This window comes from Chitinimonas prasina, assembly GCF_030160395.1.
Taxonomy (GTDB): Bacteria; Pseudomonadota; Gammaproteobacteria; order Burkholderiales; family Chitinimonadaceae; genus Chitinimonas; species Chitinimonas prasina.
The window spans coordinates 61948-74123 of record NZ_BSOG01000008.1 but is presented as its reverse complement, the minus strand read 5'-3'; the positions used below and the strand labels follow the sequence as shown (position 1 = coordinate 74123).

The 12176-nt window shown below is 59.1% G+C and carries 12 protein-coding genes; 5 read left to right on the top strand and 7 right to left on the bottom strand.

Annotated elements, in window-relative coordinates; genetic code table 11:
- Positions 1 to 214 precede the first annotated feature (214 nt).
- The 3 genes from plsX to QQK16_RS20790 all read right to left on the bottom strand — a co-directional run bounded on the left by plsX (position 215) and on the right by QQK16_RS20790 (position 2102).
- Positions 215 to 1249 carry a phosphate acyltransferase PlsX gene (plsX, locus tag QQK16_RS20800; protein WP_284198417.1) on the bottom strand — a complete coding sequence of 345 codons (1035 nt, stop codon included), beginning with the start codon at positions 1247 to 1249 and terminating at the stop codon, positions 215 to 217.
- A 118-nt stretch (positions 1250 to 1367) separates the two neighbouring features.
- Positions 1368 to 1547, bottom strand: coding sequence for a 50S ribosomal protein L32 (gene rpmF, locus QQK16_RS20795; protein WP_099405109.1), 180 nt, complete (start codon positions 1545 to 1547; stop codon positions 1368 to 1370).
- 39 nt (positions 1548 to 1586) lie between these two features.
- Complete coding sequence (locus QQK16_RS20790; RefSeq protein WP_284198416.1) at positions 1587 to 2102, bottom strand: YceD family protein; 516 nt, start codon at positions 2100 to 2102, stop codon at positions 1587 to 1589.
- 179 nt (positions 2103 to 2281) lie between these two features.
- Here QQK16_RS20790 and QQK16_RS20785 point away from each other — a divergent pair, with 179 nt between their 5' ends.
- The 4 genes from QQK16_RS20785 (at position 2282) to QQK16_RS20770 (ending at position 5650) form a co-directional block, all read left to right on the top strand.
- A complete protein-coding gene (locus QQK16_RS20785) occupies positions 2282 to 2866 on the top strand; it encodes a Maf family nucleotide pyrophosphatase (RefSeq protein ID WP_284198415.1) in 585 nt (194 codons plus the stop codon).
- Complete coding sequence (locus QQK16_RS20780; RefSeq protein ID WP_284198414.1) at positions 2863 to 3576, top strand: SAM-dependent methyltransferase; 714 nt, start codon at positions 2863 to 2865, stop codon at positions 3574 to 3576. The genes QQK16_RS20785 and QQK16_RS20780 overlap by 4 nt, the downstream gene beginning before the upstream one ends.
- 133 nt (positions 3577 to 3709) lie before the next feature.
- The gene (locus tag QQK16_RS20775; RefSeq protein WP_284198413.1) at positions 3710 to 4000 is read left to right on the top strand and encodes a hypothetical protein; all 291 of its coding nucleotides are present in this window, start codon (positions 3710 to 3712) and stop codon (positions 3998 to 4000) included.
- A gap of 30 nt (positions 4001 to 4030) precedes the next feature.
- Positions 4031 to 5650, top strand: a complete 1620-nt coding sequence (locus QQK16_RS20770) for an NAD+ synthase (protein ID WP_284198412.1) — start codon at positions 4031 to 4033, stop codon at positions 5648 to 5650.
- 113 nt (positions 5651 to 5763) lie between these two features.
- Here QQK16_RS20770 and QQK16_RS20765 read toward each other — a convergent pair whose 3' ends face one another.
- Together QQK16_RS20765 and QQK16_RS20760 are read right to left on the bottom strand one after the other, a co-directional pair.
- On the bottom strand, positions 5764 to 8496 hold the full coding sequence (locus QQK16_RS20765; protein WP_284198411.1) for a TonB-dependent receptor: 2733 nt from the start codon (positions 8494 to 8496) through the stop codon (positions 5764 to 5766).
- A 319-nt stretch (positions 8497 to 8815) separates the two neighbouring features.
- The gene (locus QQK16_RS20760; protein ID WP_284198410.1) at positions 8816 to 9892 is read right to left on the bottom strand and encodes a GGDEF domain-containing response regulator; all 1077 of its coding nucleotides are present in this window, start codon (positions 9890 to 9892) and stop codon (positions 8816 to 8818) included.
- A 275-nt stretch (positions 9893 to 10167) separates the two neighbouring features.
- Here QQK16_RS20760 and QQK16_RS20755 point away from each other — a divergent pair, with 275 nt between their 5' ends.
- Positions 10168 to 10503, top strand: coding sequence for a hypothetical protein (locus QQK16_RS20755; protein WP_284198409.1), 336 nt, complete (start codon positions 10168 to 10170; stop codon positions 10501 to 10503).
- 171 nt (positions 10504 to 10674) lie between these two features.
- Here QQK16_RS20755 and QQK16_RS20750 read toward each other — a convergent pair whose 3' ends face one another.
- Complete coding sequence (locus QQK16_RS20750) at positions 10675 to 11151, bottom strand: hypothetical protein (protein ID WP_284198408.1); 477 nt, start codon at positions 11149 to 11151, stop codon at positions 10675 to 10677.
- Positions 11152 to 11379: 228 nt separating this feature from the next.
- The gene (locus QQK16_RS20745) at positions 11380 to 12138 is read right to left on the bottom strand and encodes a hypothetical protein (RefSeq protein ID WP_284198407.1); all 759 of its coding nucleotides are present in this window, start codon (positions 12136 to 12138) and stop codon (positions 11380 to 11382) included.
- Positions 12139 to 12176 lie beyond the last annotated feature (38 nt).

The following is a 12176-nucleotide window of genomic DNA, read 5'->3' as shown; positions in this document are numbered from 1 at the left end:
GGTACGCTGGGGTAATGCCCGCACGAGACATAGTCGCACGGGTCAGAAAATACCGGGGCCCGCCCACAACCCCCTCTTTGTTCGCACAGCAACGCCGCCTGTGCAGGCTATCGACCCAGCTATCCAGCCCAGGCCACCCTAGGTACGCTTGATCGCACCCCTACCCTACCCGAGCTCACAGTGCACTAGGCAAGCTGTGCCATATCCAGTTTCGCTAAGTTCGCTCGGCCGCCGCCTTGCTGGCCACCACATGGTCCGCCATGGTTTCGGTAATCTTGTGCAGCACACCGGAACGGGCTTCTTCCAAGGCCTGCTCCAGCGCATAGTAGAAACCCAGCCTGTCTGCACCGCCGTGACTCTTCACCACAATACCGCGCAGGCCCAACAGGCTGGCGCCATTGAAGCGCCTGGTATCCATGCGGTGGCGAAAACTCAGCAACACCGGCATAGCCACCAGGGCAATCAGCTTGCGCCACCAACTGCGGGAGAACTCGTCCTTCAGTATCTCGGTCAGCATCTTGGCCAGGCCTTCCGAGGCCTTCAATGCCACGTTGCCGGTAAAGCCGTCGCAGACCACCACATCCACCGTACCCTTGTAGATGTCATTGCCTTCCACATTGCCACGGAAGTTGAGACTGGACGCCTTCAGCAATTCGGCTGCCTCCTTGACCACCTCGTTACCCTTGATGTCCTCCGAGCCTATATTGAGCAGGCCGACCGTGGGCCTGTCCTGGTGATTGAGCGCACTGCTGAGCGCCGCCCCCATCACGCCGAACTGATACAGTTGCTCGGGCGTACAGTCGACATTGGCCCCCAGATCCAGCACGCAGCTGGTGCCGTGCATGGTGGGCAGCATCTTGGCGATGGCAGGGCGATCTATGCCCGCCAGGGTCTTGAGCACAAAACGGGCCGTGGCCATCAGCGCACCGGTGTTGCCTGCCGACACGCAGGCATGCGCCTCGCCGGACTTCACCAGATTGATGGACACCCGCATGGACGAGTCTTTCTTGTTCTTGAGGGCCAACTGGGGCGCCTCGTCCATGGCTACGACTTCGCTGGCGTGATGGATGCGCAGACGCGGGCCAACCGTGGCGTGACGCGCCTTCAGCTCGGCCTCAATGGCATCCTGCAAACCCACCAGGACCACATTGACGTCGGGATGTGCCTTGAGAAACTGGAGTGCGGCGGGCACGGTGACATGCACACCGTGGTCGCCGCCCATTGCATCGATAGAGACTGTGATTTCCATGGGCGGGAGATTACGGGCTAGCGCGATGTTCGCCAAGCGCTAGCTTGAAACAGTACAAACAAAAAGGCGCGCTTCGTAGGAAGCGCGCCTTGGTATTGCTTGCCGAAGCAAAGGACAATTACTCGCCCTTGGCCTTGACCACGCGACGACCACGGTAGAAGCCGTTGGGGCTGATGTGGTGACGCAGGTGAGCCTCGCCAGTGCTGGGCTCAACAGCCAGCGCAGGAGCGGTCAGGAAATCGTGGGCGCGATGCATGCCGCGCTTGGAAGGGGATTTTTTGTTCTGTTGAACGGCCATGGTTCTAACTCCTGGATCAAACTCGAAAATGACAAAAACTTAGTGTTCGCCGCGCTGCAACTTGCCTTTAAGATCCGCCAGCACGGCAAACGGGTTCGGCTTTTGCGGCACTACGTCCGCATCTGGCGCCACACCCACCTCAGCAACACACGCATCGTGTGCCGGAGCATAGGGTAGCGACAGCAAAATCTCGTCCTCAATCAGGTTTAGCAGGCTGAACTCTTGCTCAAACAGCAAACCTTCCATGTCCTCATCTTCCGCTTCCGCCTCATCCAGCTTGGCCTCGTCGGCAAACAGGGTGAAGCGTGTCGCTACGTCTATCTCGAACGGCAAGGACTTGAGGCAGCGCTGGCATTTCAACTCAAGCTGGCCGCCTACACGCAAGTCCAGCGTCAGGCGCTTGTACTTGTCTGCGTTGCCGGCCAGGGCAAATTGTATGGCACTACCGCCCAGCACGTCGGCCGCCACACGGGGCAGATCGGCCAAGGCCAATTCCCCCTGCAGGGTGCGTTCACGTCTGGCAAATTCGCCGTTGTCGAAGGTGAGGTCGGACATAAACGGTGGATGATATACTCCAAGTCCTTCAAACGTCAAAAAAATCTAGCCTTTGCCGTGCGGTGCAGGCACAGCCCACCCGCCCCTTCCTGGCCCCTGCAAATCTGCCGGCCAGGCAAGGCTCAGGCAGGCCGCCGCAGGGCGCAAGATCAAGTCAACCCGCTGGAACCGCCTCCATCATGAGCACACCAACACTCGTACTCGGCTCCACCTCGCGCTATAGGCGCGAGCTGCTCAGCCGCCTGGGCCTGCCATTCGAAGTCGCCGCACCGGATTGCGACGAAACCCCCCTTGCCGGCGAGACTGCCGCCGAAACGGCGACCCGCCTGGCCAGAATCAAGGCGCAATCGCTGGCCGGCCGCTATCCCAATGCCCTAATCATCGGCTCGGATCAAGTTGCATTGCTACATGGCGAGCAGTTGGGCAAACCCGGCAATTTCGAACGTGCCTTCGTGCAACTGAGTGCCATGCGCGGCCAGACCCTGGTGTTCCATACCGCCCTGGCCCTGCACAATAGCGCCAGCGGCCGCACCCAGGAGATCGTCGTCCCCTGGCAAGTCAGCATGCGCGACTATAGTGATGCCGAGATCACCCGCTATCTGGAGCGCGAACAGCCCTATGACTGCGCCGGTAGCGCAAAGACCGAAGGGCTGGGCGTCGCCATGATAGACCGCATGGAAGGCAGCGACCCTGCTGCCATCATCGGCCTGCCGCTGATAGCGCTGTGCCACATGCTGCGCGAGGAAGGCTATCCACTGCTATGAAGGGCACACTCTATCTGGTACCGGCACCACTGGGCGAAGGCCCGCTGGAGGCCATCCTGCCGCATGACGTGCGGACCCTGGCCAATCGCATAGACCACTGGGTGGTGGAAAACGCCAAGACGGCACGCCGCTTCCTCAAGCTGTACGGCCCCGAGCGCGTCATAGCCGAGCTGAAGATGATGGAGCTGAATGAGCACAGCAAGGAGAGCGAGCTGGCCGCACTGCTTGCCCCGTTGGAAGCCGGCCATGACGTGGGTGTCATCTCGGAAGCCGGCTGCCCCGGCGTGGCAGACCCAGGCGCCAACCTGGTCAGGCTGGCACATAGGCGCGGCATACGTGTCGTACCGCTGGTGGGACCATCCTCCATACTGCTGGCCCTGATGGCAGCCGGCGCCAGCGGCCAGCGCTTCCGCTTCCATGGCTACCTACCGGTTGAGGCCGGCCCCAGGCAGGAGCGACTACGCGAGCTGGAGCGAGATTCAAGCAGGCTCAACGAAGCCCAGCTGTTTATTGAAACGCCCTACCGCAATGACGCCATGGTGGATGCCATACTGCAGGCATGCAAACCGGCCACGCAACTGACCGTGGCGCGCGATTTGAGCTGCAGCGATGAACTCATCGTGTCGCAAACACTCAGCAACTGGAAGTCACAGACCAGGCCGGACCTGAAGAAAAGACCTGCAATGTTCGTACTTTATGCCGGTCGCTAGGTGAATGCAGCAGCCAAACCACTTCTGGCATGGCTGCGCATGCCTACCCTGGCGACATGCACGCCTGCGCCAAGTACCTAGCCAGAACCGCCACGCGGTTTGTTGTCAGCCGCGCTGTAAATAAAGGATAGCCATGCCACTCCTGATCCTGACCCTGCTGGTGCTGACCTGTGTGGTCTATCTGGTACTCTGCTACAACCGCCTGGTCGCTGCCCGACACGTCATTGCAGCCCTGCGCGCCGAGCTGGATGGCATGACCCTGCGCAGAGAGAGCGACCCCACAACCTTTGATGGTAACGCCTGGGCGGATAGGCTCAATACTCACGATGCCGCCGTCCGCCTCTACAACCTCGACATCGCCCAGTTTCCCGCCGTGCTGGTGGCCAAGCTCTGCCGTTTTGAGCCTGCTGCCACCTACGACTAAGCTGCGCCCGCACCACTGCAAAGACTCACCATGACCATGAAAATCGCCGTCGCCCAATTCAACGCCACCGTGGGCGATCTCGCCGGCAATACCGACCATATCCTGCGCCTGATCAGCGAGGCCCGCGAGGCCCGTGCCGATGTCCTGCTGGTACCCGAACTAGCCATTGCCGGCTACCCACCCGAGGATCTGCTGCTGCGGCCCAGCTTTTACCAGGCCTGCAATGAGCAGTTGGACAGGCTGCTGGATGCCGCCGATGACGTCACGCTGATCGTGGGCCACCCGGTCATGCTGGGGCAGGAGCGCTTCAATGGTGTCACTGTAATGCGCGATGGCAACTTCCTGGCCCGCGGCCAGAAGATGGTACTGCCCAATAACGAAGTATTCGATGAATGCCGCTACTTCACGCCCGGCGCCCTGCCCTGCGTTTATGAGCAACGCTGCCACGACGGCAGCGTGGTCATGGTGGGTGTACCCATCTGCGAAGATATCTGGCATGTGGAGCCGGCCTCCGAAGCCGCCGACATGGGAGCACAGATTCTGCTGGTGCCCAATGCCTCGCCTTACCACGTGGGCAAGGACGATGTACGCCAGCAGATAGTGCGACAGCGCATAGAGGAAACCGGCCTGCCCATCGTCTATTGCAACTGGGTGGGCGGCCAGGATGAACTGGTATTCGACGGCGCCAGCTTCGCCATGAACCGGGCTGGCGAACTGGTGGCGCAGCTACCGCGCTTTGAATCGGCCACTGCCATGCTGAGTTTCAGCGACGGTGATATCGAACCCGGCGACATCGCCCCGACAGGTAGCGAAGCGGCCACGGTCTATCAGGCGCTGGTCGTCGCCACCCGCGATTACATCGTCAAGAACGGCTTCCCCGGCGCCATCATCGGCCTCTCTGGGGGCATTGACTCCGCCCTGACCCTGGCCATCGCCGTGGATGCGCTGGGGGCAGACAAGGTACGCGCGGTGATGATGCCCTCCCGCTACACCGCTCAGATCAGCCTGGACGACTCCCGCGAAATGATACGTCGACTGGGCGTGCAGTATGACGAGATCAGCATAGAGCCCATGTATGAAGCCTTCGGCGCTGCCCTGGCGCCGCAGTTCGCCGGACTGGCACCGGACACAACCGAGGAAAACCTGCAGAGCCGCATACGCGGCGTGCTGCTGATGGCACTATCGAACAAGACCGGCAGGCTGGTCCTGACGACCGGTAACAAGTCGGAGATGACCACCGGTTACGCCACCCTCTATGGCGACATGGCAGGCGGTTATGCCGTACTCAAGGATATCGCCAAGACACTGGTCTATCGTCTCAGCCAGTACCGCAACAGCGTGTCCGACATCATTCCCGACCGCATCATCACCCGCCCCCCTTCGGCCGAGCTGCGCGACAACCAGGTAGACCAAGACAGCCTGCCGCCCTATGACATTCTGGATGCCATCATGGCGCTCTACGTGGAAAAAAACCTGTCCATGGCCGACATCATCGCCCGCGGTTACAGCGAGGCCGATGTATTGCGTGTGGTAAAACTGCTCAAGATCAACGAGTACAAGCGCCGCCAGGCCGCCATTGGCGCCCGCATAACACCCCGCGGTTTTGGGCGCGACTGGCGTTATCCGGTGACGAATCGGTTCTTGCGCTGACCTGCACGCCTACGGCACGCACCGGCGGACAAATAAAAAACACCCCGAACTGCGTTCGGGGTGTTTTTATCGCTAAGTTACCGTGCGTACAAGCAACTACAGCTTAACTTCGCTTAGAAGAACTTATAGCTGGCGTTCAAGTAAACGAAGCGGGCTCGCGGATCGTACAGGCTGATGTCATACCCATATTGGAACTGGTTGCTGACTGGCACGAAGATTGGCGGATCGCGATCAAACAGGTTCTTCACACCCAGGCCCAACTTCAGGCCCTTGACGCCGCTGTAGGCAAGGCTAAGGTCGTAGATAGCCTGGCTAGGCACGTAGACCTGATCACCATTCAGATCGTTACCCGCCTGATAGCGCTTGTAGAAATTCTGAGTGATGCCAGCAGCCCAGGGGCCGGTCGACCAGTTCGCAGACAAGGCATGCTTCCAACGCAGTACCACGCCACCCTCGTCAGCATCTAGAACAGGGTTGCCATCCGGCTCGACAATCGTACCAACCTTGTGCGATAGGAAACCGCCAGGGCTGGTCTGGTCGAACTTGGACATATAGGTACCGTTCAACGCCACTTCAATACGGCCGAAGCTAAAGCTATCACGGTAGGACAAGTCCAGGTCCACGCCACTAACCTTGGCGCTACCGACATTTGCCAGCGTCTGAATAATGCTCTGCACATCACCGTTGGCATCCAGCGTCACCTTGCCGGCGTAGGCCGAATCCCCCTTCAGGAAGCCAGAAACGGTTTCCTGTGCCGACGGTGTCGACAGGATGTCTTCCACCTTCACATTCCACAGATCCACACCGATGGTGAACTTGGAGCTCGGCGAGAACTGGAAGCCGATCGAGGACTGATCCGACTCCTCAGGGCGCAGGTTGGGATTACCGCCAGTCAGCGAATTGACCTGCACATCCTCGTAGACCTTGCCGTCCTTGGGGTTCTTGTAGGTGAACTGCTCGGAGGTACCCAACGACTGGGGTTGCCACAGATCCGTCAGGGTAGGTGCACGGAAACCCGTACCAGCCGAAGCGCGGACCATGAAGGCACGTGTCGGGTTCCAGCGCAGGGATGCCTTGTAATTGTTGGCGGAACCCACGTCGTTGTATCGGTCATTACGGATCGACAGGTTGGCTTCCAGGTTGGAAAGCACCGGCACAACCACTTCACCGAAGAATGCGCGCACATTACGGTCGCGATTCACCGGCGGAACACTACCGCCCAGTCCGGCAATATCGCCAGTCTCAAGCGCCGCGCTCGGGCGAGTAACGTACTCTTCCTTGCGATGCTGGAAGCCAGCTGCGTACTGCACCGGACGATCGCCCAGATCGAACAGGTCACCCGAGATCTTGCCGTCGAACACGTCGCTAGTGGACTCGGCGTTCAGGCTGGGGCCCACGTAGGCAGCACCCTTCAGGGCCGACAGCACACTGGCATTGCCTATACCATCCGGCGCCCAGGGGTTCCAGGAGTTGGTGTCGTTGATGATCTTGGCGTAAGCCACTTGCGAGAAGTAGCCACCGGTAACTCGCGAATTGGTCTCGCTCTTGTTAACCGAGTAAGCAACTTCAAAGTCCTGGCTGGCAAAGTTGCCGCGCAGGCCCGCCACCAGGCGCGACTGCTCAGACTTATCTTCGCCCTTACGGCCACCGAAGCCCAGAGTACGGGAGGTCACAGCCAACGTCTGACCGACCAAAGCACCGGCACCAATGGAATTCAGGTAGTCCGCAGCGATATGGTAATTGGGGTTAGTCGGCTTCATCAGTAGCGCAGCATCTACGCCCTGAGCCGCAAACAGCGAGTCGGTTACCAGGAAGCTGTTACGAATTGGGTTGGCCTGATAGCTCTGCTTCACCACGCTTTCCGACCACAGCGCATCGCCGAAGAAGCTGAAGTTATCGCCCAGCTTAGCCGAGAAGTTGGCAGCAAAATTGGTCAGCTCACGATCCGGCACCAGGCCGACATCAGGCGCGCTGTCATAGGCACAGTATGGTCCGCCCTTGCTGGTGGTACCTGCATTGAACATCTGAATGGAGGCGCACTTGCCACCTACAGCAGCAGGATTGCCGTAACCCGAAGCTGGCGAGGTTCCCCACAGGGTAGGATGGCGATCACCATTCTCCCAGACACCCTCGATGTTGCCTTGGCCTGTGGCACCGTTGGTGAAGTAGGGCAGGACGTTACCGCTCTTGGCAAACTCACGGTCCCTGGCCTTCAGTACATCTTCTTTTTCGTAGGAGCCTGCAACCGTAATGTTGAAGCCGTGATCGTCCATGCTACCGAAACCAGCCACGATCGAGTACTTCTCGCTGTCGCCGCCGCCATCACGCGTTGCCTGGCCAGCCTGAGCACCTAGCTCAATACCCTTGAAGTTCTTCGACAGGATGAAGTTGACCACACCGGCGATGGCATCCGAGCCATAAACGCCCGATGCGCCATCCTTCAACACTTCCACTCGCTCAATGGCAGACAGCGGTATGGAGTTCACGTTAACAGTAGCACCGCCACCGCCAGCAAAGGCAGCAACGCGACGACCGTTAACCAGTACCAGTGTGCGATCACTATCAAGACCACGCAGAGAGATCGAGGACAAACCGTAAGTCGAGGAACCTGCACCCGTCGAGTTGGTCGTACCACCAGCAGAGGAGATGGCGGAAATCGAAGCCAGCAATTGCTCAGTGCTGGTGGCACCACTACGAGAAATTTCTTCCTTGGTCATCACCTGAACAGGCAGGCTACCTTGGTTAGCACGACGCTTGATGCTCGAGCCAGTGATTTCAATCTTCTCGGTACTCGAGGCTTCTTCTGCGGCATGGGCAAAGCCAACCGAAGTGGCAATACCAATCATCCCGATCGCGTAAGCGAGCTGCTTGATCCTCATTAGAGTGATCTCCCGAATCAATAGTGGTCAGTTAGTGTGATCCCGACTGCCTGACCTCTCTTGTCGGCCTGGCTGCCAGCATCCTGATGTGCTGGTACGCACTATTCCGTCGAGCCGCGAACACAGGGTAGCAGCCCGGGAATTGGGGATGATCGTCTTACAACTTGTCGCGTGGGGCAATTCTTCTATACGTATTTGCAACAACACTGCTCAGAATGTTGGGCTGCTACGACAGTATCAGGGAAAACCGACACAGACGGCCGGTTCCCGATCGGCTGGCGGCCGACTACGCGGTAGGCGTGCTCGCCAAGGCCAGCAAGGGCTGCAGGCTCTCCAGCAGCCGTGGCAATTGTGGCTGCACCAGCGCCTCCTTGCCTTGCGCTATCAGGGCCAGCGCCTCTGCCACTGTCATGTCCGATGGCTGGGCCGACCCTTCTGCCACGGGCTGCACTACACCAGCACGCTTGCGGGCCAGCCGCAGTTGGGCCAGCCCCAGCATGCCGTCAAAGTCGGCCAGGCCGTCCTGCACCGAGTTGGCCAGGGCGATACTGGCAGTGATGCGCAGTGACTGACCACGGAAATTGACCTTGGCTGCCGCAATCGTCTCCTTGAGGCGTTCGGCGTAAATGGTCGCTCCACTGAAGTTGGCGTACAGCATTACGGCAAAGCACGGGCCGTCCAGGCGTGCCAATGTCTCTTCCTTGCGCAGCTTGCCCGCCACCAGCTTGGCTACCAGATTGATCAACTGGCCTGCTGCCGCCTCGCCCAGCTCACAGGTCACCTCGTCGAACTTATCCAGCTCAAACAGCACCAGCGTGGTTTCGCCATGGTAGCGGGCCGCGTGTGCCATTGCCTTGTCGCCCTCGACATGTAGCATATGCTCGGTCGCCAACCCAGTCTGGGCATCGGTGGTAGCAGTACGTGCCTGCGACTCCTCCGTGGCCCGCAGCTCGCGCGCGGTGCGGGCTAGCTTGGCCGCGGCCGATACCCGCGCCAGCATTTCGGCGCGATCGGTCGATTTAGTCACGAAATCGTTGGCCCCACGTTCCAGGGCCTGCTGCTTGACCTCCAGGTCCTCCTCTCCCGAGATGACGATGACCGGCGTATTCTTGATGCGGGCATCCTGGGATTTACGCACCCGCCCCAGCAGCCCGAAGCCATCGAGCTTGGGCATGCTGAGATCGGTCATCATCACCAGAATCTCGGGGTCTGCCTCAAGGCGCGACCAGCCCGCCTCGCCATCTGCCTCTTCGACAATGTCGAACTGTGTGGAAAGATGCTTCTTGACCGTTGCACGAACGATACGGGAGTCGTCCACCACCAGGATGCGTGGCATGTTGGAAGTGATGTCGGTTTGGCTCATGGCGCAGGTAAGGGCTGGTCTGGATGCCCCATTCTATATCACCAGTCCACTCAGCCTGTCGATCAACTCACATTGCGGCGCCGCAGGGGTTTTGATAAAACAAGGTATGGTCACCGTTGGCGCCCGGTCATGTTCCGGGTGTACTGCCAGCGGCGCAGCGTAGCGCCCAAGCCCCGCTATGCGTCTGCCCGATGCAGCTTGGTCGGGCCGCCATACACGCCCAACACTAGGGCAAGGGCCGCGCAGCAAGTCAGTGAACAGACTCCGAGTCCATCATGCCTTTGCGCCATCATGTCCACCTGTCCGTCTACCCCCTAGGCAGCAGCGAGCCCACCCGCGTGTTGTCGGCCATACGAGAAGCCTGGCTTAGCCCGGCCTGGGTCAACCGCCGCCAAGCTCGCGGTGCCTGGCTATTGGAGATCGCCATGGAGGCCGAGCTGCCTGAGGGCGAAGACCAGGCGGCCTTTACCCAGCACCTCTCCATCGCCATCTGGCGGCAACTAGGCCGCTACGTCAAAGTCGCCGTTGAGGCCACGGCAGTGGAATCGGACAGCTCCCGGCATTGCGAGCTGGGGCGAGGTGACTATCTCAAGTTGATGCGTACCCCGTAGAAACATTTCAAAGTCTTGTGAGCAGTCAAGCGATGAACACCAAATGGATGCGCTACAAACTGGTACTGAGCTTTCGCTCGCAGTGCTTTCATCGCCCGTGCGGCTTTATTGGGATTTGTTAGCCCATCAATGTTTTGCCTTCCAGCGCATTCTGTTTCTGTGATAACAGCACTATTGCTTGTGGTGCAGATGTCTGTGCGTATTTGAGAGTTGATGCATAATCGTCGCCATGCCTTTCCAGTAAAAAAAGCCGCCCCAAACAACGAAGGGCACAAGATAAAACAAGGCTTTCAATACTAATACGTATATATGAGCGGGTTGGTGGTTACTGTTGAATAGTGCAACAGCAAGGGCAATAGGGGCTAGATGGCCAAGCAGAATCAGGATTGAAGGATTGTGTACGTCAGATTTTTCCCAGACCTGCACAAGATGCGAGTGTGTCCATCTGGCGTAAACATAAGTAGCCAAGGTAGATAGACTGAAGTAGATCACACCTGCAAGCATAAACCCATATTCATAGCCATACCCCAGGAAGTAAACAAACATCTGCGCGAAAGAGAAAATAGCAACGGAAACGGGTAGTAGAAAAATGCTGGCGATGATCATCGCCGCAGCATGAAAGGACAGCATTTCTAGTCGTGTCAGCATGGTAGAGTACGTTACTTTCGGTTTGTGTTATCAATGAGACCGGCGGGGCGGGAATGATTTTGCAGTCAGTTCGTTGTGCTAAATGGTTATCGATTGATGTGCAGCACTGCCATGCCTGGCAATAGTCGAATCGACAGGGTGGCCAGTAAGTCGCCATGAATTACAAAAATATTTATGCAAAGCATGGTCGTACTGACGGAAATCCAAGTGCCTTGCCGCTAGAACCGGCTATGCGGCTTCGCTGGTATTGGATGCATAAACCCATGCCAACACCGCTGCCGCGGCCGTCGCGAACACATGTTTCAAGGTATGCCCGCTGACCACTACCAGGCCCTCAAGGATGGCATGGTCAGCCAGTTCACAGCCTTTGGCGATCACATAGCAGGCAATGGCGAGAGCAAATCCCAGCCGCTCCTTGCGGCCAGTGCCGCTACCCGCCTGCAGCAGGGGTATCAATACCAGCGGCAGCAATTGCAGCAACAGATAGGGGCGTAAATCGCCCAGGCCTTGCAGGTCGGTCCAGCGCCACCAGGCAACGCTGAACACCGCAGCGACCACCAAGCCACCCATCACGGCCCATTCCCTGAGCTGCTCCTGGCAACGGCAGAACACCGCCCCCAGCAGACCGGCACATGCCAGCGCAATCGGCAGCCTGTCCCATACCAGGCGGGCATTGTCGGGCGACAGGTGGTACCAGGCCGAGCCCGCTGCCGTCAGCATCAGGCTGAGAAAAAACAGGCCGTAACCCAAATCACCACGCCGCAGTCCGGTTTCGCGGCCCAGCATATGGCCTATACCGCCAAGCCCAACCACCAGGAAGCCGAGGTTGGACAACACATCGGCCGCATGGGGCAGGCTCAACCAGGCTCGGGTATCGGCAAATTGGTGGTAGGCGGCCGCCTGTTCTATGGGGCCATGCCAGCCCATGACTAGCAGGGCAGACAGCACTACGGCCAGACATAGGCCGCGGGAGAGTACGAGAGTCATCAAGGCTTGCTCCGGGTTACGTGACCCGCACTCTGCCC